This window comes from Actinophytocola gossypii (genome assembly GCF_025165815.1).
Taxonomy (GTDB): Bacteria; Actinomycetota; Actinomycetes; order Mycobacteriales; family Pseudonocardiaceae; genus Actinophytocola; species Actinophytocola gossypii.
Map to the genome: position 1 here is coordinate 209988 of NZ_JAFFZE010000006.1, position 21611 is coordinate 231598.

Annotated in this window: 19 protein-coding genes and 1 tRNA gene; 12 read left to right on the forward strand and 8 right to left on the reverse strand. The window is 72.4% G+C overall.

The window, feature by feature from the left end:
* Window positions 1-24 precede the first annotated feature (24 nt).
* From ispF to JT362_RS05545, 3 genes are read right to left on the reverse strand one after another with little or no spacing between them, the layout of a single operon-like run.
* The gene (ispF, locus tag JT362_RS05535; RefSeq protein ID WP_260189916.1) at window positions 25-498 is read right to left on the reverse strand and encodes a 2-C-methyl-D-erythritol 2,4-cyclodiphosphate synthase; all 474 of its coding nucleotides are present in this window, start codon (window positions 496-498) and stop codon (window positions 25-27) included.
* On the reverse strand, window positions 495-1181 hold the full coding sequence (gene ispD, locus JT362_RS05540) for a 2-C-methyl-D-erythritol 4-phosphate cytidylyltransferase (protein ID WP_260190394.1): 687 nt from the start codon (window positions 1179-1181) through the stop codon (window positions 495-497). The genes ispF and ispD overlap by 4 nt, the downstream gene beginning before the upstream one ends.
* Before the next feature lie 20 nt (window positions 1182-1201).
* Window positions 1202-1693 carry a CarD family transcriptional regulator gene (locus JT362_RS05545; RefSeq protein ID WP_075129788.1) on the reverse strand — a complete coding sequence of 164 codons (492 nt, stop codon included), beginning with the start codon at window positions 1691-1693 and terminating at the stop codon, window positions 1202-1204.
* A 284-nt stretch (window positions 1694-1977) separates the two neighbouring features.
* On the opposite strand from JT362_RS05545, the gene JT362_RS05550 reads away from it, so the two are divergent.
* Window positions 1978-2736: a copper chaperone PCu(A)C gene (locus JT362_RS05550; protein WP_260189917.1), complete on the forward strand. Its 759-nt coding sequence runs from the start codon at window positions 1978-1980 to the stop codon at window positions 2734-2736.
* A 31-nt stretch (window positions 2737-2767) separates the two neighbouring features.
* On the forward strand, window positions 2768-4156 hold the full coding sequence (gene radA / locus JT362_RS05555) for a DNA repair protein RadA (protein ID WP_260189918.1): 1389 nt from the start codon (window positions 2768-2770) through the stop codon (window positions 4154-4156).
* Here the strand turns inward: radA and JT362_RS05560 are convergent.
* Both JT362_RS05560 and JT362_RS05565 read right to left on the reverse strand, forming a co-directional pair.
* Window positions 4149-5612: an alpha,alpha-trehalose-phosphate synthase (UDP-forming) gene (locus JT362_RS05560; protein ID WP_260189919.1), complete on the reverse strand. Its 1464-nt coding sequence runs from the start codon at window positions 5610-5612 to the stop codon at window positions 4149-4151. The two genes, radA and JT362_RS05560, sit on opposite strands and share 8 nt — an antisense overlap.
* Before the next feature lie 98 nt (window positions 5613-5710).
* Complete coding sequence (locus JT362_RS05565) at window positions 5711-7150, reverse strand: threonine/serine exporter family protein (RefSeq protein WP_260189920.1); 1440 nt, start codon at window positions 7148-7150, stop codon at window positions 5711-5713.
* A gap of 132 nt (window positions 7151-7282) precedes the next feature.
* Between JT362_RS05565 and JT362_RS05570 the strand changes: the two genes are divergently transcribed.
* Together JT362_RS05570 and JT362_RS05575 are read left to right on the forward strand one after the other, a co-directional pair.
* Window positions 7283-7355 (forward strand) — tRNA-Thr (locus JT362_RS05570).
* 248 nt (window positions 7356-7603) lie between these two features.
* Window positions 7604-8392, forward strand: coding sequence for a mechanosensitive ion channel family protein (locus JT362_RS05575; protein ID WP_260189921.1), 789 nt, complete (start codon window positions 7604-7606; stop codon window positions 8390-8392).
* Between the two features lie 56 nt (window positions 8393-8448).
* On the opposite strand, the gene JT362_RS05580 is transcribed toward JT362_RS05575, so the two are convergent.
* Window positions 8449-8835, reverse strand: coding sequence for a DUF6401 family natural product biosynthesis protein (locus tag JT362_RS05580; protein WP_260189922.1), 387 nt, complete (start codon window positions 8833-8835; stop codon window positions 8449-8451).
* A 144-nt stretch (window positions 8836-8979) separates the two neighbouring features.
* Here JT362_RS05580 and JT362_RS05585 point away from each other — a divergent pair, with 144 nt between their 5' ends.
* From JT362_RS05585 to JT362_RS05605, 5 genes are all read left to right on the forward strand, one after another.
* Window positions 8980-9348, forward strand: a complete 369-nt coding sequence (locus JT362_RS05585) for a YciI family protein (RefSeq protein WP_260189923.1) — start codon at window positions 8980-8982, stop codon at window positions 9346-9348.
* Complete coding sequence (locus JT362_RS05590) at window positions 9345-10586, forward strand: RNA polymerase sigma factor (protein ID WP_260189924.1); 1242 nt, start codon at window positions 9345-9347, stop codon at window positions 10584-10586. The genes JT362_RS05585 and JT362_RS05590 overlap by 4 nt, the downstream gene beginning before the upstream one ends.
* 116 nt (window positions 10587-10702) lie before the next feature.
* On the forward strand, window positions 10703-11974 hold the full coding sequence (locus JT362_RS05595; protein ID WP_260189925.1) for a cytochrome P450: 1272 nt from the start codon (window positions 10703-10705) through the stop codon (window positions 11972-11974).
* Window positions 11975-13568: 1594 nt separating this feature from the next.
* Entirely contained in the window at window positions 13569-14312 is a 744-nt protein-coding gene (locus JT362_RS05600; RefSeq protein WP_260189926.1) for a class I SAM-dependent methyltransferase, read from the forward strand.
* A gap of 72 nt (window positions 14313-14384) precedes the next feature.
* A complete protein-coding gene (locus JT362_RS05605) occupies window positions 14385-15620 on the forward strand; it encodes an MFS transporter (RefSeq protein WP_260189927.1) in 1236 nt (411 codons plus the stop codon).
* Between the two features lie 3 nt (window positions 15621-15623).
* Here the strand turns inward: JT362_RS05605 and JT362_RS05610 are convergent, their stop codons facing one another.
* Window positions 15624-16775, reverse strand: a complete 1152-nt coding sequence (locus JT362_RS05610; RefSeq protein WP_260189928.1) for an acyltransferase — start codon at window positions 16773-16775, stop codon at window positions 15624-15626.
* Window positions 16776-16982: 207 nt separating this feature from the next.
* Here JT362_RS05610 and otsB point away from each other — a divergent pair, with 207 nt between their 5' ends.
* Genes otsB through JT362_RS05625 form a run of 3 tightly spaced genes read left to right on the forward strand, consistent with a single transcriptional unit; the run spans window position 16983 to window position 21228 of the window.
* Complete coding sequence (otsB, locus tag JT362_RS05615; RefSeq protein ID WP_260189929.1) at window positions 16983-19511, forward strand: trehalose-phosphatase; 2529 nt, start codon at window positions 16983-16985, stop codon at window positions 19509-19511.
* Window positions 19512-19556: 45 nt separating this feature from the next.
* The gene (locus JT362_RS05620) at window positions 19557-20147 is read left to right on the forward strand and encodes an RNA polymerase sigma factor (RefSeq protein WP_260189930.1); all 591 of its coding nucleotides are present in this window, start codon (window positions 19557-19559) and stop codon (window positions 20145-20147) included.
* Entirely contained in the window at window positions 20140-21228 is a 1089-nt protein-coding gene (locus tag JT362_RS05625) for a CU044_5270 family protein (protein ID WP_260189931.1), read from the forward strand. The genes JT362_RS05620 and JT362_RS05625 overlap by 8 nt, the downstream gene beginning before the upstream one ends.
* A 4-nt stretch (window positions 21229-21232) precedes the next feature.
* Here the strand turns inward: JT362_RS05625 and JT362_RS05630 are convergent, their stop codons facing one another.
* Window positions 21233-21568, reverse strand: a complete 336-nt coding sequence (locus tag JT362_RS05630) for an ArsR/SmtB family transcription factor (protein WP_260189932.1) — start codon at window positions 21566-21568, stop codon at window positions 21233-21235.
* Between the last annotated feature and the right edge of the window lie 43 nt (window positions 21569-21611).

Consider the following 21611-nt stretch of genomic DNA (forward strand, 5'->3'; position numbering starts at 1 on the left):
GGGGGAGTGCTGAGACTCAGCAGCCTAGTCGTGGGGTACGACACACGCCGTGGCCACCGCCGCGACGCCCTCGCCGCGGCCGGTGAGGCCGAGCCCGTCGGTCGTCGTGCCGGACACCGAGACCGGGCCGCCGACGGCGTCCGACAGCACCCGCTCGGCCTCCGCGCGCCGCGGGCCGATCTTGGGCGCGTTCCCGATGACCTGCACCGCCGCGTTGCCGACCCGGTAGCCGGCCGCCTCGACCCGCGCCCGCACCTCGGCGAGCAGCACCACGCCGTGCGCGCCGGACCAGCGCGGGTCGCCGGTGCCGAACACCGCGCCGAGGTCACCGAGCCCGGCCGCGGACAGCAGCGCGTCGCACAGCGCGTGCGCGGCCACGTCCCCGTCGGAGTGCCCGGCGCAGCCGTCGACGCCATCCCAGCGCAGCCCGGCGATCCAGCACTCCCGCCCGGCCTCGACCGGGTGCACGTCCGTGCCGACGCCGACCCGGGGGATCATGCGCGCACCCCGAACAGCGCCTCGGCCACGTGCAGGTCGAACGGGGTGGTGATCTTCATGGCGGCGGGATGCCCCGGCACGGTCGACACCGGCACGCCGATCCGCTCGGCGAGGCCCGCGTCGTCGGTCGCCTGGCCGGCCGCGGCCGCGTAGCAGCGGCGCAGCACGTCGACCTGGAAGCCCTGCGGGGTCTGCACGGCCCGCAGGTCGGCCCGGTCCACGGTGCCGGTGACCACGCCGTCGGCGTCCACCCGCTTGACCGTGTCGGCGACCGGCAGCACCGGCACCACCGCCGGCGAGCCGCCGGCCACCTCGGCGACCACGGCACGCACCAGCTCGGGTGGGGTGAACGCCCGGGCGGCGTCGTGCACGAGCACGATCTCGACGTCCCGCGACTCGCCGAGCGCGGCGTCCAACGCGAGGCGCACCGACTCGGTACGGTCGGCACCGCCGGGCACGACGAGTGCGTCGGCACCGGCGTCGGCGAGCACGGTCCGCATCGTGTCCAGCGCGGTGGCGGGGGCCGCTACGACGACACGCCGCACACAGCCCGCGCTGAGCAGGCCGCGTACGGCGCGTACGACGAGGGGAACCCCGTGGACCGGCACGAGTGCCTTGGGGCCCTTGTCACCGAGGCGCTCGCCTCGCCCCGCTGCGGGGACGAGCGCGACGGCGGATGTGATTCGGTTGTCGTTCAGGGCGGCTAGACGGACGCCGTGGCGAGGACCTCGTCGAGGATGACCTCGGCCTTGCCCTCGTCCGTACCTTCGGCCAGCGCCAACTCGCTGACCAGGATCTGCCGTGCCTTGGCGAGCATGCGCTTCTCGCCGGCGGACAGTCCGCGATCCTTCTCGCGCCGCCAGAGGTCGCGCACCACTTCGGCCACCTTGTTCACGTCGCCCGAGGCGAGCTTCTCGAGGTTGGCCTTGTACCGCCGGGACCAGTTGGTCGGCTCCTCGGTGTGAGGAGCACGCAGAACATCGAAGACCCGGTTGAGACCCTCTTGACCGACGACGTCCCGAACACCGACGATCTCGGCGTTGTCAGCGGGAACGCGTACGGTGAGATCACCCTGGGCGACCTTGAGGACGAGGTACTTCTTCTCCTCGCCCTTGATCACGCGGGTCTCGATTGCTTCGATGAGTGCGGCACCGTGGTGCGGGTAGACGACGGTCTCTCCGACCTTGAAAACCATGTGTCCTCTGCCCCTTTCGCTGCATCCATCTTAACACGTACGGCGGTAGGGGTGTATCCGACCCATGAACCGTTACCGCAGGTCAGCGGGCAGAAGGCGGAACGGTCTGGGGCTTGACAAACCCGCTCCAGGCATGCTCCAGCGTTTCGGTAGGGGAATGTGCTCCGCCCCGCCGGCAATCCACAATGGACCGTGATCGGGGAATCCGGCGGACCACTCGACCGGGCCGTCCGCGCCCCCCGCTACCCTTCCGCGTGAGTAGGCACGCCCGAGGAAGGACCGCGATGCTGAGTCGTACGACCGGACCGCTGCGCACGATCCTGCCGGCGGTGGCCGTGGGCCTCGCCGCGCTGTTGGCCGGTTGCGGTGCCGGGCAGGTCACCCAGACCGACTCGATGGAGCCGGCGGTCAACGGCAACCGGGGCGACGTCGGCGAGATCGCGCTGCGCGACGTGCAGCTCGCCCACCCCGACTCCGACGGCTACACCGAGGGCGAGCAGGCCCCGCTGACGCTGACGATCGTCAACAGCGGCGGGGAGGACGACGAGCTGGTCGCCGTGTCCAGCCCGGCCGCGCGCGACGTCGCGCTGGAGGGCGACACGACGCTGCCCGGCCACAACGCGCTGCGGGTGGTCGTGCCGGAGGAGCCCGTCGGCGAGACGAGCGCGCCGTCCACCACCACCGGCACCTCGAGCCCGGGCGGATCGTCGGAGCCCGACTCGGACACCTCGGTGACCAACCCCTCCCCGCCCGCGGAGACCGGCGACGAGTCCGCCGAGCCGCCGCCCGGCTCGGAGGCCCCGCCGACGCTGACCGACTCCCCGTCCGACTCCGAGGCCACCGAGACGCCGACGAACCTCCCGGACGAGGTCGGCGTGCTGAGCATCGTCCTGCTCGACCTGGTGCAGGACCTGCCGGCCGGCAAGAACGTGCCGGTCACGTTCGTGTTCGCCAACGCGGGCGAGATCACCATCCAGCTGCCGATCGCCCCGCCGGCGACCGCGCGCCACGACCCGCCGGCCACCGAGGACGAGGCGCACTAGGACTGTCGGTGCCGGCCCCTAGGTTGGTGCCGTGGCCAGGAACACGAAGTCGAACAAGCCCGGGTACCGCTGCGTCGAGTGCGGGCACGAGTCCGCCAAGTGGTTCGGGCGCTGCCAGGAGTGCCAGGCCTGGGGGACGCTCGAAGAGGTAGGGGTGCCCACCCGGGCCACCATGGCCAGGATCTCGGCCGGCGCCCCGAGCGCACCCGCCCGGCCGATCGCCGAGGTCGACGTCGAGACCGCCCGCGCCCGCCGGACCGGGGTGTCCGAGCTGGACCGGGTGCTCGGCGGCGGTCTGGTGCCCGGTGCGGTCGTCCTGCTCGCCGGTGAGCCGGGAGTCGGCAAGTCCACGCTGCTGCTGGAGGTCGCGTTCCGCTGGGCCGCCCGTGACGGCGCCGCCAGCCCGTCCCTCTACGTCACCGGTGAGGAGTCAGCCGGCCAGGTGCGGCTGCGGGCCGAGCGCACCGGCAACGTGCACGACTCGATGTTCCTGGCCGCCGAGAGCGACATCGGCGCCGTCTTCGGGCACGTCGACGTGGTGCGGCCGGGCCTGCTCGTGGTCGACTCGGTGCAGACCCTCGGGTCGACGGAGATCGACGGCACGCCCGGCGGGGTCACCCAGGTCCGCGCGGTCACCGCCGCGCTGGTGGCGCTGGCCAAGGAGCGCGGGCTGCCGGTGGTGCTGGTCGGCCACGTCACCAAGGACGGCGCGATCGCCGGGCCGAGGGTGCTGGAGCACCTGGTCGACGTGGTGCTGCACTTCGAGGGCGACCGGCACACCTCGCTGCGGATGGTGCGCGGGGTGAAGAACCGGTTCGGCCCGGCCGACGAGGTCGGCTGCTTCGAGCTCGTCGACGACGGGATCCTCGGCGTGCCCGACCCGTCCGGCCTGTTCCTGAACCGGCGCGACACCGGGGTCGCCGGCACCGCCGTCACCGTCGCCGTCGAGGGCAAGCGGCCGCTGCTGGGGGAGGTGCAGGCGCTGGTGTCGAAGTCGGCGCTGCCGTCGCCGCGGCGCGCGGTCAGCGGCCTGGACTCGGCCAGGGTGGCGATGGCGCTGGCCGTGCTGGAACGCCGCGGCCGGATCCGGCTGTCGGAGTCCGACGTGTTCGCCGCGACCGTCGGCGGCATGCGCATCCACGAGCCCGCCGCCGACCTCGCCCTTGCGCTGGCCGTCGCGTCGGCGGCCAGGGACATCCCGCTGCCGCCCGACCTGGTGGTCCTCGGCGAGGTCGGCCTGGCCGGCGAGGTCCGCCGGGTCACCGGGGTCAAGTCCCGCCTGGCCGAGGCCGCCCGGCTCGGGTTCACCCGCGCGCTCGTCCCCCCGGACTCCGGCACGATCCCGGACGGCATCCGGGCCACCGTCACCCCGGACCTCGGGGCCGCCCTCCAGGCCCTCCACGAGTCCGCCGCTACGTGACGGCGTCCTGGGTCGAGGGCCGCAGCGCGTCCAGGAACGAGCGGGCCCAGCGGTCCACGTCGTGGGTGAGGACCTGGCGGCGCAGCGCGCGCATCCGCCGGCGGCCCTCGGCCGGATCCAGGGTCAGCGCGGCGTGCATGGCGTTCTTCACACCGTCCAGGTCGTGCGGGTTCACCAGGAACGCGCTGGTCAGCTCGGCCGCCGCGCCGGCGAACTCGCTCAGCACCAGCGCGCCGCCCAGGTCGTGCCGGCAGGCCACGTACTCCTTGCAGACCAGGTTCATGCCGTCCCGCACCGGGGTCACCAGCATCACGTCGGCGGCGGAGAAGAACGCGGCCAGCTCCTTGCGGTCGATCGACTGGTGCAGGTAGTGCACCACCGGCCGGCCGACCCGGGCGAACTCGCCGTTGATCCGGCTGACCACCTGCTCGATCTCGCCGCGCATCCGCTGGTAGTGCTCGACCCGCTCCCGGCTCGGGGTGGCGAGCTGCACCATCGCCACCTCGGACGGGTCGACCCTGCCCTCGGTCAGCAGCTCGTGCAGCGCGTACAGCCGCAGGTCGATGCCCTTGGTGTAGTCCAGCCGGTCCACCCCGAGGATGATCTTGCGCGGGTTGCCGAGGTCGGCCCGGATCTGCCTGGCCCGCTGGATCACCTCGCGAGTCCTGGCCATCGTGTCCAGCCCGGACGAGTCGATCGAGATCGGGAACGCCCCCACCCGCACCGACCGGTCCCCGACCTGCACCACACCCGGCCTGGTGCGCACCCCGACCGCGCCGCGGCTGGGCTCCAGGCCGATCAGGCGTCTGGCCAGCCACAGGTAGTTCTGCGCGCCGCCCGGCCGGTGGAAGCCGACCAGGTCCGCGCCGAGCAGCCCGCGGATGATCTCCGCGCGCCACGGGAGCTGCATGAACAGCTCGGTCGGCGGGAACGGGATGTGCAGGAAGAAGCCGATCCGCAGGTCCGGGCGCAGCTCGCGGAGCATCGCCGGCACCAGCTGCAGCTGGTAGTCCTGCACCCACACCACCGCGCCCGGCGCCGCGATCTGCGCGCTGGCCTCGGCGAAGCGCTTGTTCACCCGTACGTAGACGTCCCACCAGCCGCGGTCGAACACCGGGGTCGCGACCACGTCGTGGTACAGCGGCCACAGCGTGGCGTTGGAGAACCCCTCGTAGTAGTCGCGGACCTCGTCACTGGTCAGCGTCACCGGGTGCAGCCAGACGCCCTCCTCGGTGAACTTGTCCACCTCGACGTCCGGAACTCCCGGCCAGCCGACCCAGGCGCCGCTGTGGGTGCGCAGGAACGGCTCCAGCGCGCTGACCAGGCCACCTGGGCTGTGCTTCCACCGTTGGGTCCCGTCCGGCAGCCGCTCCAGATCGACCGGGAGCCGGTTGGCGACCACGATGAAATCGGCGCCGCCGCCGTCGGGAATGTCGGTCGTGCTGTCATTCGTCACGCCGCGCGTGCCTCCCTCGAAACCGTCCGGATTCGAGATTAGTCAATGCAATACCTCCGTGGGTGACGGAGATTGCCGGCATCACGGAGAAAGCGCGTTCATTCCAGCCTGCGGCGGGTCGGGCGCAGCGGCCCGGCCAGGCGCGGACCGGACAGCCTGCGCTCCAGCCTGCCCAGTCCGTAGCGCACCGGCTGCGCCAGGTACTCGCCGAGCACCACGCCCGCGGCCAGGGCGAGCGCGGTCCCGGCGGCACCCATCAGGGTCGGCAGTCCGGTGATGGTGCGCTCCACGGCGAGCTCGAACAGCGCCCGGTAGGTGCTGAGACCGGGGAGCAGCGGCACGATCCCGGACACGGCGACGACCAGCGGCGGGATCCGCAGCCGCCGGGACAGCAGGCCACCGGCGAACCCGATCGCCGTGGCCGCGACCGCCGCCGAGGTGATCTGCCCTACGTGGGCGATCGCCAGCGCGCTGAAGCTGCCCGCGCCCGCGCCGCCGGCGACCGCGGCGACCAGCACCGCCCTCGGCGTGGCGTAGCTCGCCACCGCGAAGGACGCGGCCGCGACCGTGCCGGCGACGATCTGCGCCGGCAACCGGAAGAACGACGGCGCCAGCGGGTCGGCCAGCGCCTGGGGCGGCAGCCCGAGCGAGACCGCGACGTTCAGCGCGAGCACCACGCCGGCGATCAGGCCGGCGGTCATCATCGAGACCTCGATCGTGCGGCCGGCCGCGGTGACGTTGTACCCGGTGATGGCGTCCTGCACGGTCGAGACGACCGACAGGCCGGACAGCAGCACGGTGATCGCCGCCGCGACGACCAGCGTCGGCCGGGTGTCGTCGGGTAACACGCCGCTCGCGACCAGCAGCAGTGCGCACGTGGTGGCCAGCGCGCCGCCGACGACCTGTTGGAAGAAGAACGGCAGCGCGCGCCGGTTCAGCAGTCGCCCGACCCGGTCGACCAGCGCGGTGATCAGGCCCGCGAACAGGGCCATCAGGGCGTCGCCGCCGATCAGGACGGTGATGCCCGCGGCCATGCCGCCCCAGGCCAGGGTGGCGACCCAGCGCGGGTAGGGGTGCGGCGCGGTGGTGATCTTGTTCAGCTCGATGTGCGCGTCCCGCACCCGGATCCGGCCGCGGGTGATGTCGCGGACGAGCCGTTCGACCAGGGCGAGGCGGGTGTAGTCGAGGCTGCGGGAGCGGACCACCCGCAGCGAGGTGAGCGGCGGATAGTCCACCCCACGGTGGCATGTCACGGTGATCGAGGTGAAGATCACATCGACCTCGCAGTGCGGCAGCCCGTACGCGTTCGCCACGGCGATGATCGTCGCCGTCGCGTCCGAGGCGCCAGCGCCGGAGGACATCTGCACCTCGCCGATCCGGACGGCCAGGTCCAGTACATAGTGGACTGTGGCCTCGTCCGGCAGTGCGGGCCCCTGAACTGCGGGAACCTGACTGTCGACCCGACGATCACGGACGAACCGAGGCTGGTTGTGCGAACGCGCGGGCCGGTTCCGCTGCGCGAACCACACTGCTGTCACCTCCACCTTGGTCACGGCGATTCCGACGCTATCCCAGGGCACATCGAACCGCCGGTTCCCCGTGTTATGGGACTCCCGCCGTGGCGTGCACCACGTGACCTACGATGAGTCCCGGCCACCTCCCGTGGCCGTGCCGCTGTAGCTCAATCGGTAGAGCACTCGCCTTGTAAGCGAACGGTTGCGGGTTCAAGTCCTGTCAGCGGCTCCCTCTGGGACGCCCCGGCTGTGCCCGCGAGTCGTACGTTCCCGTCGCGCGAGTCGTACGTTCCCGTCGCGCGAGTCGTACGTTCCCGTCGCGCGAGTCGTACGTTCCCGTCGCGCGAGTCGTACGTTCCCGTCGCGTCGGGGCTCACTCGATCGAGGTACTTGGGGTGTGGTGTGGGAGGTGTGGGGGAAGTTCCTGGTCAGAGCGCGTTCGTCCGGGACGTGCTGGTGACGCCTGGAAAGGGGGCGGTGACGTTGTCCGTCGACTTCGGACAGGGCCTATCCAACGCCTGGAACTCCATCGCCACGTTCGTTCCGAAATTCGTGGCCTTCCTGGTGATCCTGCTGATCGGCTGGATCATCGCGAAGGTCGTCGCGAAGGTCGTCGACAAAGTGCTCGAGCGGGTCGGGTTCGACCGGGTGGTCGAGCGCGGCGGCGTCAAGCGGATGCTGGCGAACAGCAAGTACGACGCCTCGGACATCATCGCCAAGCTGCTGTACTACGCGATCCTGCTGATCACGCTGCAGGTCGCCTTCGGGGTGTGGGGGCCGAACCCGGTCAGCGCGGTACTCACCGGCATCGTCGCCTGGCTGCCGAGGGCCGTGGTGGCCATCGTCATCGTCGTGGTCGCCGGGGCCATCGCCAGCGCGGTCAAGGACCTGGTGACCGGCGCGCTCGGCTCGTTGTCCTACGGGCGGCTGCTCGGCACGCTCGCCTCGGTCTTCATCTGGGGCCTCGGCATCATCGCCGCGCTGAACCAGATCGGCGTCGCCACCACGGTGACCACGCCGGTGCTGATCACCGTCCTGGCCACCATCGGCGGCATCGCCGTCGTCGGTGTCGGTGGCGGGCTGGTGCGCCCGATGCAGTCCCGCTGGGACCGCTGGCTGAACCGGGCCGAGGACGAGATCCCGCAGGCCAAGGCGTCCGCGGAGGCGTACCAGCGCGGTCGCGAGGACGCCGCCCGCACCGGCGCCCGGCCGGCCGCGCACCGGGCCACGACCGGCCCGGCCACCCCGCCGCCAATGGGTACCTGAGCCCCCCGCGGCGGCCGGTGCCCACCTCCCGGCCGCCGCGGAAGTCAGCACCGAAGTCAGGCCAGTGACGGCAGCTCGTCCGTGGTTCCCACCGGGTGCCCCGGCCGCAGGTTCCTGGCCAGCGAGCACACCGCGACCAGCCGCATGCTGAACCAGTCGGCCCGCGCCCAGTCCGCCGCGTCGGCCGGCACCCGCAGCTGCTCGCCCTTCTCCCGCACGTGGTCGAGCACGCCCTGGGCGTAGCCGGCGAGCAGGACGCTGCCCGCCACCGCGGCCCCCGCCTCGACCCCGGTCGTCAGGATGTCGCGCACCGCCGCCGCGTGCTGGTCCACCACCGCCGCGAGCCCCGGCACCGCCGCCGCCACGACGAGCCCCGCGCCTACCTGGTCGTGCAGACGGTCCAGCAGCCGCCGCGCCGACCGCTCCAGCCGCCGAGACCCCATTCGATCACCTACTTCACGCTCGAAAATCCTGTGCGTGTGTACCACCGGCCGGAAAATTCGTCGAGGATGATGTCCGGCCCGGACCGGCCGCTCCGACTTCCTCACGACCCGGCCCGAGGGGGCCGGCGAGGACAGGAGAGCGACATGAAGTATCTGTTGATCATGCAGGTGAACCCGGCCGCGATGGAGGCACTCACCGAGGCGGAGCGCAACTCGATCGGTGCGGGGCACGAGGAGTTCATGCGGTCGGTGAAGGAGTCCGGCGAGCTGATCGTCACCCAGGCACTCGCCGATCCGGTGAACTCCACCACAGTCCGCGGCACCGGCGGCGTTCCGGCGGTCACCGACGGGCCGTTCCTGGAGGCCAAGGAGCACATGGGCGGCTTCTACCTGGTCGACTGCGAGAGCCACGAGCGCGCGGTCGAGCTGGCCAGGATGATCCCGGACACCCGGTTCGACGGCTTCGCGGTCGAGGTGCGGCCGGTGATGTTCTCCGCCGGGCTCGACGAGTGAGTGGAACACCGGCGATCGAGGACCTGCTGCGCCGGCTGGCGCCGCGGGTCCTCGCGGTGCTGGTCCGCCGGCACGGCGCGTTCGACGCCTGCGAGGACGCCGTCCAGGAGGCGCTGCTGGCCGCGGCGACCAGGTGGCCGGCCGAGGGCGTGCCGACCGAGCCGGCCGGCTGGCTGGTCACCGTCGCCGGCCGGCGGCTGACCGACCAGTGGCGCAGCGAGTCGGCCAGACGCAGGCGCGAGACCGAGGTCGCGGCCCGCCTGCCCTACCACGAGCTGGTGGCCCCGGACCCGGCCGACGAGCTCGACCGGGCCACCGACGACACGCTCACGCTGCTGTTCCTCTGCTGCCACCCGGAGCTGTCGGCGCCCTCGCAGCTCGCGCTGACCCTGCGCGCGGTCGGCGGCCTGAGTACCGAGCAGATCGCGCACGCGTTCCTGGTGCCGGAGGCGACCATGACGCGGCGGATCACCCGGGCCAAGCAGACGGTCCGGCGGGCCGGGGCGACGTTCGCGATACCGGCCGGGCCGGAGCGCGCGGAGCGGCTCGCGGTGGTGCTGCACGTGCTGTACCTGGTGTTCAACGAGGGCTACACCGCGACCTCCGGCCCCGACCTGCAGCGGGTCGAGCTGACCACGGAGGCGGTCCGCCTCACCCGGGAGGTGCACAGGCTGCTGCCGGCGGACGGCGAGGTGGCCGGCCTGCTCGCGCTGATGCTGCTGACCGACGCCCGCCGGACCGCCCGCGTCACCCGGGAGGGGGAACTGGTGCCGCTGGCCGAGCAGGACCGGTCGCGCTGGGACAGCGGCCTGATCCGGGAGGGCGTCGAGCTGGTGGAGCGTACGATGGCGACCGCGCCGCTGGGTTCGTACCTGCTGCAGGCCGCGATCGCGGCGGTGCACGCCGAGGCACCGAGCACCGAGGACACCGACTGGCCACAGATCCTCGTGTTGTACGGCATCCTCGACCGGATCGCGCCGAACCCCGTGGTCACCCTGAACCGGGCGGTCGCGGCCGCGATGGCGCACGGCCCGCGGGCCGGCCTCGACCTGCTCGACGGGCTCGACGCCGACCAGCGGATCGCCGGGCACCACCGGCTGGACGCGGTCCGGGCGCACCTGCTCGAGCTCGCCGGGGAGCGTGAGCAGGCCCGCGAGCACTACCGACGCGCGGCGAAACGGACGGTCAGCCTGCCCGAGCAGCGGTACCTGCAGGGCAGGGTCACCCGAACGGGGTGAGGTAAACCCCAGGGAATTATTGGGGTAAACCCCGTGGTGGACCGCCCCCGCCGCTCGTAGCGTCGACGCCATCGAGGTCTACCCTCCCGGCGTACGGGAGTTGTTAGGGGGTAATCATGGGGCTCAAGGATCGGGTCGTCGGGGCGTTGACCCGTTGGTACCTGGCCCGTGCGCAGCGCAAGGGCTTCGACCTGTCCAAGATGGCCTTGCTGCCGGACTCGGCGTTGATGCCGCTCAAGCGCACCGGGCTCGACCCGGTGCCGGAGCTGGGCGAGGTACGTGCCCGCGAGCCGGTCAGCAAGATCAACATCCCGTTCGGGGTGAACGTCTGGCTGGTCACCGGCTACGAGGAGGCCAAGGCCGTCCTCAGCGACGCCAAGGGCTACAGCAACGACTTCGCGAACCTGGTCGGCCAGCACGGGGCGTCCGAGAACCACAGCCCCGGCGGCCTGGGCTTCGCCGACCCGCCGGAGCACACACGCCTGCGCAAGCTGCTCACGCCCGAGTTCACCATGCGCCGCCTGTCCCGCCTGACTCCCGGGATCAAGGCCATCGTCGACCAGCGCCTGGACGCGATGGCAGCCGCCGACGGCCCGGTCGACCTGGTGGAGGAGTTCGCCCTGCCGATCCCGTCCCTGGTGATCTGCGAGCTGCTCGGCGTCCCCTACGAGGACCGCGCCGACTTCCAACGCCTGGCGATGGCCCGCTTCGACCTGTTCGCCGGCGCCACCGCGTCCCTGGGCGCGATCAGCGAGTCCCTCGAGTACCTGCAGGGCGTGGTCAAGAAGCAACGCGAGAACCCGGGCGACGGGCTCCTGGGCATGATCATCAAGGACCACGGCGACAAGGTCGACGACCTGGAACTGGCCGGCCTGGCCGACGGCGTGCTCACGGGTGGCTTCGAGACCACCGCGAGCATGCTGGCCCTGGGCGCCCTGGTCCTCCTCCAGGACCCCGACTCGTTCAAACTGGTCCACGACGACGACGCCGCCGTCCACGACTTCGTCGAGGAGCTCCTCCGCTACCTCACCGTCGTCCAGGTGGCCTTCCCCAGATTCGCCCGCCAGGACATCGAGATCGCCGGCGCCCAGATCAAGGAGGGCGACGCCGTCATCGTCTCCCTGGCCGCGGCCGACCGAGACCCGGCCCTGGGCACCGACCTCGAGTCCGTCGACCCCACCCGCCCCGCCACGTCCCACCTGGCCTTCGGCTACGGCGTCCACCGCTGCATCGGCGCCGAACTGGCCCGCATGGAACTCCGAGCCGCCTACCCGGCCCTGGTCCGCCGCTTCCCCTCCATGCGCCTGGCCACCCCCGCCGAAGACCTCAACTACCGCAAGGTCTCCATCGTCTACGGCGTGGACCGCTTACCCGTCCTCCTCGACTGACCACCCCGTCCTCCCCGACGTCGGCAACGACACGGTGCCCAGGAAGCCACCAAGCTCCCCACCGGCCACGCAGGGCGCCGTATAGGCCGCCGACCCGGGATCGGGCGGTCCGTCAACCGTGCTCGTCAACGGAACGTGCCGTGCCAGCCAGCGCAGTGAGCGTGCTTCGCGCTCGCTCGGCCAGCTCGGCGTCGGGAGCGCGCTTCGCGCTCGCTCCGCCACCAGCACGCAGCTGATCACGCGCGGCGAACCGGAGCAGGCCCCGCCAAGCCACCGATCGCGGCGCCGCACGGATCGACGCCCATACCCCGGCGAGCCGGATCGGTACCCGCCACAGCGATCAAGGTGTCCCTCTCAGGTTCGCCTGCGAAGAACCGGCGGTGCCGTCGATGGCGCAGCCAGCATCGTTGGTGCCCGCCGGCACCCCAGGCACCAGCTGGCACCCCGGCACCTTGCCGCTCGCCTGCACCGCTGGCATCGCTGGACGGTCGGTGCCCGCTGTCGACGTTGGCGCCGTTGGTGCCCGCTGGCGCCCGGCCGGCACCAACGGTGCCCGGCGGCACTGTTGCGCCCGCTGGCGCCCGGCGGCATCCGTTGGCACCGGCTGGCACCGTTGTTGCTCGCCGGAACCGCTGGCACCGCTGGCGCCCGCTGGCGCCGGCCTACACCGTTGGCACCTGCTCGCACCGCCGACACCCGCCAGCCCGCTGGCACCGGCCGGCACCCGCCGGCACCCGTTGATGCCCGGCGGCACCGCTGGCCGGGGCTGGCACCGGCCGGCACCGTTGGTACCCGCTGGCACCGTTGGTACCCGCTGGCACCGGCTGGCACTGTTGGTACCCGCTGGCACTGTTGGTACCCGCTGGCACCGTTGGTACCCGCTGGCACCGGCCGGCATGGTTGGCACCGGGTCGGCACCGGCCGGCATGGTTGGTACCCGCTCGCGCCGTTGGCACCCGATGACGCCGGCCTCCGCCGTTGGCGGACGCCGCCACCGAAGGCATTCGTCGCACCGAAGGCATCCGCCCGACATCGACTGTCTTCGGCCGTGACCTTTGTCTTTGGCGCCGGGCTTCTCGTCGGGGTCGGGTGCTCTGCTAAATCAGGTCGTCGATGGCGGCGAGCCGTCTGCGGAAGGCTCTGGCGTCGCGGGCTGGCAGAGCGTGCGCGACAAGCTCCAGGAGCCGGCGCAGCTCGTCGGGATCGGGACAGCACGACATGACTCCGCACCCGTATTGGGCATCCCACAGCCGATGTATCGGGTCGCGGGCGAACCGTTCCCATGCTCTCAGTGCTTCGGCGGCGGCTCCGGGCCATAGCCGGGTGCGTTCGAGCCGGAGGAGAGACGCCTCGTGGTGAGAGGCCGTTGGGTGTGGGGATTCGCTTTCTGGGGATGTCGTGGGTGTTCTCGCGGATCCGGGCGGGCGGTTTACGCGCCATCGCCCTTTCGGGTGATCGACATGGCGGGGATTCTGCACATCGGGCCGACGGCCGGTCAATGTGGCGTCGGGCCACGGGTGGGCGCCGGAAAGGGGTGGCGTCGTGCCGGGCGGGGCCGGTATGCATGATCTCGGGGGCGGTCAGGAGGCGCGGCATGGCCAGGATCAGCTACGACGACCAGACAGCGGCGGCGTTCAAGGCGGTACGGGAGATCCGGCGGGACGGGCTCGCGCACTGGCGGGACGCCGTTCGTCGGCATCTCGGGCCGGGGCCCGGGATGACCGTGGCCGACATCGGCGCGGGGACCGGGGCGTTCGCGGCCGCGTTCGCGGACTGGTTCGGGGTCGACGTGCTCGCGGTCGAGCCGTCGGCGGCGATGCGGGCGTGGATCCCGGCTCGGCCGGACATCCAGGTGTTCGAGGGGCACGTCGGCGACCTTCCGCTTCCGGCCGACTCCGTGGACGGTGTCTGGCTTTCCCTTGTCGTTCACCACGTTTCCGACCTCGCGGCCGCCGCGCGGGAGGTTCGGCGGGTTCTTCGGCCGGGCGCTCCGGTACTGCTCCGGCAGGGGTTCTCGGGCAGGGTCGACGCGGTGCGCACCTTTCCCTGGGAGTTCTTTCCCGAGGTCGCTCGGATGGTGACCGACACCTGTCCCTCCGTCGACGAGGTGTGCCGGGCGTTCGCCACGGCGGGGTTCCGGCGGGACGCGCTCGAGGCGGTGCCCGAAACCCTCATGAGCCCGGCCGAGTTCCTCGACCAGCTGGACGCCTTCCGCCGGGCGGACACCAACATCCGTCGTCTCTCCGAGGAGGAGTTCCGGCGGGGCCGGGAACGGCTCCGGCACGCCACGGGAACCGAACCCAGGACCAACCAGCTCGACCTGCTCGTGCTGCGCTGAGGCCAGCGCTGGACCTTGCCCCATGGGCAGGGCCCACCCTCGCCGGTACGCGAACGGCGAAGGGGAAACGCGGTGAACCTGGGTACCTACCTCATCGACCGGCGACCGCTGCGGATTCCCGCGTTCCGTCGGCTGTGGACGGCCTCGGCGGTCACCGCGGTCGGCGGGTCGTTCAGCCTCGTCGCCGTGCCGACCCAGCTGTTCACGCTCACCGGCTCGTCGGCGGCTGTCGGTGCCTCCGCGGCGATCTCGTTGGGGACGCTCGTCGTGTCCGCTCTCTGGTCCGGGGTGCTGGCCGACACTACGGACCGGCGCCGGCTGCTGCTGGCGGGCAACGCCGGGCTGGGAATCGCCTACCTCGGGCTGTGGGGGAACACCGCGCTCGACTCCGTCCCGGTGCTGCTGGTGCTCGTCGGTGTGCACGGGCTCTGCTTCGGCGCCACGCTGACCACCTCCGGCGCGGTGGTGCCCCGGGTCGTGCCCGCGGAGCAACTGGTCGCGGCCAACAGCCTCAGCGCGCTCGCCCGCTACACCGGCGCCGTCGTCGGACCGCTGCTCGCCGGCGCGCTGATCCCGTCCGTCGGCCTCGGCACGCTCTACCTGCTCGACGCCGTCGCGTTGGGCACCGTGCTGCGGGCCGTCGCGGCCCTGCCCGCGCTGCCGCCGGCCGCCGGCGCACCGGCACCGCACGACGTGCTCCGCCGCCTCGGCGAAGGCTTCCGGTACCTCGCCGGGGAACGTCTCCTGGTCGGGATCCTCGCCGTGGACCTGGCCGCGATGGTGTTCGCGATGCCGGTCGCGCTGTACCCGGAGTTGGCCGAGCACGTGCACGGCGGCCCAGCCGGCGGCGGCACCGAGCTCGGTCTGCTGTTCGCCGCCTACCCGACCGGGGTGCTCCTCACCGGGCTGCTGTCCGGGCGGCTCAGCCGGACACGGCGGCACGGCGCTCTGCTGGCCTCAGCCGCGATCGCCTGGGGTGTCTGTGTCGTGCTGCTCGGGCTGGCCGCCGACCTGTGGCTCGCGCTGGCCGCGCTGGCCGCGGGCGGCGCGGTCAACTTCGTCCTGAGCACGTGCCGCAACGCGATCTCCCAGGCGCACACCGACGACGCGCTCCGCGGCCGCATCCAGGGCGCGCTCACCGTCGTGCTGATGGGCGGGCCGCAGCTGGCGAACGTGGTGCACGGGTTCGCGGCGGCCGGGCTCGGTGCGCGTCCGGCGATCGGCGTCGGCGGTCTGCTCACGGTGCTGACCGTGGTGCTGCTGCTGCGCACCCTGCCGGAGCTGTGGCGGTACGACGCCGCGCGGTGAACCTCAGCTCGCGGTCGCGAGCTGACGGCGGGGGAGCAGCGGCATCCGGTCCCTGGCCACCAGCTGCTTGGCGAACGGCGACCGCAGCATCAGCTCCACCAGCACCACCGAGGTCACGTACACCGCGAGCACCACGATCGGCACCCGCACCACGTTGTACGGGATCTCCGCCAGCAGCGTCGGGGTGAACCACTGCCCCAGCAGCCAGATCGCCAGCGGGTGGCACGCGTACACCCCGAACGCCCGCACCGACCCCGCGTCCACGAACCGCGCCAGCGGGTCGTCGTCGCGGCGGCGGGCCAGCCACATCGTGCCGACCACGTACAGCGCCAGGATCATCGCCAGCGCCGGCACCACCTGGGCCGGGTGCATCGCCATCGCCGCCCGGCGCGGGGGCGTGTCCAGCTCGTACACCCGCACGTAGAAGATCACCCCGGTCGCCATCAGCCCGAGCGACGCGACCGCCCCCAGCAGCCGCAGGTGCGACGTCACCCACGCGTGCATCCGCTCGTAGTGCACCGCCGCCAGCGCGCCGAGGATCGCGAACCCGATGTACATCGGCAGCAGCGTGAAGCTCCGCCCCCACAGCAGCCAGCCGGCCCACCCGGCCGGCGCCGGCACGAACGCGACCACATACATGTAACCCAGCTGCAGCACCCAGGCCCCGGCCGCCAGCAGCCCGTGGTGCCCCTCGGTGCGCCGCAGCAGCCACCTCAGCAGCGGGAACACCAGGTAGATCTGCATCGAAACCAGCAGGAAGTACAGGTGGTACCAGCTGGACCCGTACACGATGTTGTGCCCGATGAACCGAAGGGTTCCGCCGAACCCGCGCCACGGCGAGTTCGACAGCGTCAGCGCCAGGTAGATCCCCGACCACAGCAGGTACGGCAGCACCACCAGCCCGAACCGCCGCCGGTAGAACGGCAGCACGCCGTCGTCGCGGCGGTAGTACCCGACGAACAGCACGAAAACGGTGATCGCGACGAACGCGTACCGGGTGAAGTGCATGAGGTAGTCGAGCGCGGCTACCGGCGCGGTCGAGTGGCTCATCACCGAGCCGACGGTGTGCACCAGCACCACACAGGCGAACGTGATCACCCGCATCAGATCGACATGGTGCTTGCGGGCGCGCGGTGCCGTGCGCGGTGCGGTCATGACCTGTTCCTGCCGTTGGGGACCCGGGCCCGTTCAGCACGGGGCACGACGGCATACGCCGCGGACCGCCGTTCTCGACGGGCGATACAGTTCGGCTCTGCCGCAGTGTGCCAGCCTCAGGTGACGTGCTCGCGCACACACCCCCTTGCGTAGAGAGTCGAACGACCGTGACCGTTGAACCCGTGTGCGAAAGCCGAGGGACGCGCCATGACCGCTGAGGCCCTCCCCGCCGGCCTGCGCCGTGCGATCGTGCAGATCGCACGGACGCCCCGGCTCCTGGTCGCCTGCGACTACGACGGCACGCTGGCGCCGATCGTGGCCAACCCGGACGAGGCCAGGCCGATGACCGAGTCGGTGGGTGCGCTGCGCTCGCTGGCCGGCCTGCACGAGACCACCACCGCGGTGATCTCCGGCCGCGCCCTGCGCGACCTCGCCACCCTGTCCCGGCTGCCGTCCGAGGTGCACCTGGTCGGCAGCCACGGCTCGGAGTTCGACATCGGCTTCGTGCACGCGCTGGACGACGAGGCCCGCGACCTGCACCGCCGCCTGGAGGGTGAGCTGGAGCGGATCATCGACGACACCGTCGGCGTCCAGCTCGAGATCAAGCCGGCCAGCATCGCCGTGCACACCCGCCGGGCCGAGCGCGCCACCAGCGACCGGGTCACCGAGGCCGTCCGCTCCGGCCCGTGCACCTGGGAGGGTGTGCAGGTCACCGAGGGCAAGGAGGTCATCGAGCTCGCGGTCGTCCAGACCGACAAGGGCCGCGCCCTCGACGTCCTGCGCCACCAGGTCGGTGCCACCGCCGCGGTGTTCGTCGGCGACGACGTCACCGACGAGAAGGCCTTCGCCCGGCTGTCCGGGCCCGACCTGGGCGTCAAGGTCGGCCCGGGGGAGAGCCTTGCCGGCTACCACATCGCCGACCCGGCCGAGGTCGGCATGGTGCTCGCGTTCCTGCTGGAGGAGCGCCGCAACTGGCTCTACGGCGAGCAGGCCCCGCCGATCGAGCGGCTCACCATGCTCGCCAGCGAGCGCTCGGTGGCGCTGATCACCCCGGACGCCCGGCTGACCTGGCTGTGCCACCCCGAGCCGGACTCGGCCGCGGTGTTCGCCGACCTGCTCGGCGGCACCGCCGCCGGCCACTTCTCGATCACCCCGGAGCGCGGCGGGCTCCCGCTCGGCCAGCGCTACCTGCCGGGCACGATGACCGCCGAGACCCGCTGGTCGGGCCTGCTGGTCACCGACTACCTCGACCACTACTCGTTCCCGCACCGCACCGACCTGGTGCGGGTGATCTCCGGCACCGCGCCGGCGGTCGTCGAGTTCGCGCCTCGGCCGGAGTTCGCGCAGGTCCAGGTGCGGCTGATCCCGTCGGCCGACGGCCTGCGCGTGCTCGGCACCTCCGACCCGGTCGCCCTGCGCGCGCCCGGCGTGTCCTGGGAGATCACCTCCGACGGCATGCACGACACCGCCCGCGCGGTCGTGCACCCCACCGCCGACACGCCGATCGTGCTGGAGCTGCGCTGCGGCACCAACGACCTCGACCCGCACCCGGTCGCCGAGTCGGACCGGGCCGCGCGGTCGGCCGGGTACTGGTCGGAGTGGCTGGACGGGCTGACCCTGCCGCCGGTGGAGAAGGACCTGGTCGCCCGCTCCGCGCTCACCCTGCGCGGCCTGTGCCACGCCGACACCGGCGCGATCATGGCCGCGGCCACCACGTCGCTGCCGGAGGAGCTCGGCGGCATCCGCAACTGGGACTACCGCTACTGCTGGCTCCGCGACGGCGCGATGACCGCGAAGGCGCTGGTGTCGGTCGGCTCGATCGGCGAGGCCGAGGGCTTCCTGTCCTGGCTGCACGGCGTGCTCGAGACACTGCCCGGCCCGGAGCTGCTGCACCCGCTCTACACGATCGCCGGCACCACGCTGCCCGCCGAGGCCGTGATCGACACGCTGCCCGGCTACGCGGGCTCGCGTCCGGTCCGGGTGGGCAACCTGGCCAACCAGCAGGTCCAGCTGGACGTGTTCGGCCCGGTCGTCGATCTGGTCGCGGCGCTGTCGGAGGCACGCGGCAAGCTCACCGACGACGACTGGAAGATGGTCTGCGCGATGGCCGAGGCCGTCGCCCGGCGCTGGCACGAGCCCGACCACGGCATCTGGGAGGAGCGGCACCGGCCGCGCCACCACGTCTACTCGAAGGTCATGTGCTGGCTGACCATCGACCGGGCGATCACGCTCGCCGAGGCCTACGGCCGCGACATCGAGCCGAACTGGCCCGGCCTGCGCGCCCGGATCGCCGACGACGTGCTGACCAAGGGCTGGAACGACGAGGTCCGCTCGTTCACCACCGCCTACGACGGCACCGACCTGGACGCGGCGACCCTGCTGATCGGCATGGTCGGCCTGCTCGACCCGAGCGACGAGCGCTTCCACGCCACGGTCACCGCGATCGAGGCGGAGCTGCGCAGCGGGTCGACGGTCTACCGCTACCACCGCGACGACGGCCTGCCCGGCAACGAGGGCGGCTTCCACCTGTGCGCGGCGTGGATGATCGAGGCGTACCTGCTGACCGGGCGGCGTACCCAGGCGGAGGACCTGTTCGCGCAGATCGTCGACGCCGCCGGGCCGACCGGGCTGCTGCCGGAGGAGTACGACCCGGTCGCCGAGCGGTCGCTGGGCAACCACCCGCAGGCGTACTCGCACCTCGGTCTGATCCGCTGCGCGCAGCTGTTGTCCGAGTAGCGCGAACGTCCCCGCGGTCGTCGGGCAACACCCGGTGTGATGACGATGACCGAACGGCAGCCGCCCGACGACGTGCCGGCCCACCGGGACCGCCCCCACCTGGGCGGGCCCGAGCCGGCCGTCGAGTTCGGGCGGCTGTTCGACACCTACGCCCGCCCGCTGCACCGGTACCTGGCCCGCCGGGTCGGCCAGGACGCCGCGCACGACCTGGTCAGTGAGACGTTCCTGGTCGCGCTGAACCAGCGGCACGACTACGACCCCCGGCGCGGGGTCGTCCGGTCCTGGCTGTACGGGATCGCGACGAACCTGCTGCGCCGCCGGGCCCGCGACGAGGTGCGCGGCCTGCGCGCGGCCGCCAGGTCCGCCGGGCACGCGGCCGGTCAGGACTCCGGCCACGACAACGCGGTCGCCGCCAGGGTGGACGCGGCGGCGATGGCCGCCCGGTTGGCCGGCGCGCTCGCCGGACTGTCCGAAGGGGACCGGGACGTCCTGCTGCTCACATCCTGGGCGGGGCTCGACTCGAACGAGGTCGCCGACGCGCTCGGCATCCCGGTCGGCACCGTCCGCTCCCGCCTGCACCGGGTGCGCAGGTCGCTGCGCGCCACCGCGCCCCGAGAGGAGACCGGCGATGAGTGACGACACCGTCCGCGAGATCTGGTCCGACGACGACCTGGACCTCGCACTCCGCACCCTTCGGTCCGATGTGGACACCGACACCGCGGTGCTCGCCCGGTCGCGGACCGAGCTGATCACCGCAGCGGGCGGGACGCCGGCCGAACCGGCGGCGCCGGGAAGGAACCGGTCCCGCCGGTGGCCCTGGTTGGCCGCCGCCTGCGCGACGGCCGTGGCGCTGGTCGCGAGCCTGCTGCTGGTACGGCTCGACCAGCCCGAGCCGAACGCGGTCGCGGCGGACCTGAACGTGGTCGCGGACCTGGTCGTGGACCGGGTCGCCGTCAGCGACGAGCCGGTCCCCGCCGGCCGGTACCGCTACATCGCGACGCACGCCTGGTGGATGTCGACCGCGGTGCTCCCGCACGATTCCTTCTCCTACCTGGAGGAGCGCGTGATCGAGACCTGGGTGCCGGCCGACGAGCGGCAGGAGTGGCTGCGGCGGGACACGGTGACCGGTGAGCGGAAGTGGATCGACGGCACCGAGGAGGAGGCGAAGGCCGCGGGTGTCTCCTTCGACCGTCCGCCGAAGGCTCCGGAGCTGCGGGCGCCGTGTGGCGACTTCCACGCCGAGAACGACGGCCGGGCGCCGTGCACCCAGGAAGGCGGCTGGCAGGAACCGGACGCGGAGTTCATGGCCGAACTGCCGCGGGACCAGGAGGAGCTGTACCACCGGCTCCGCGACGACACCGACGGCCGGGGGCCGGACCCGGACCTGGAGATGCTGGTGTACGTCGCCGACCTGCTGCGCAGCGGGCTGGTGCCGGCCGACCTGCGGGCCGCGCTGTACCGCACGCTCGGCCTGGTGCCCGGCCTCGAGGTCACCGAGAAGGTCGCCAACCTGGACGGCCACGAGGGCGTCGCCTACGGGATCAGCGCGGCGGGTGTCCGGCACGACATCATCATCGACCCGGCGACCGGGCGGTTCCTCGGTGAACGGGAGATCACCGAGGAGGGCTACCAGGGCGTGCCGGCCGGGACCGTCGTGTCGTACACCTCGGTGACCACGGCCGTGGTCGAGGACCTGGGGGACGTGCCGGCCGGCTGACGCCTCAGCCCCGCCCGCGCCGTTCGCGTTTGCCGCGGGCGATCTCGGTGGCCAGCGCGTCCAGGTGCGGGGTCCAGAAGCGGCGGAAGTTCGCGAGCCACTGGTCGGCCTCCCGCAGCGGGGCCGGGTCGACGGCGTAGAGCCTGCGGGTGCCCTCGGCCCGGACCCGCGCGAACCCGTGTTCGCGGAGTACCTTGAGGTGCTGGGACACGGCGGGCTGAGTGATCCCGAACTCCTCCCGCACCACCGACGTGACCTCCCCGGCGGCCAGCTCGCCGTCGGCGAGCAGCTCGAGGATGCGGCGGCGGACCGGGTCGCCGAGCACGTCGAAGGCATGCATGACAGCCACGGTAATGACCGGTGCTTTTATAAGTCAAAGGTGA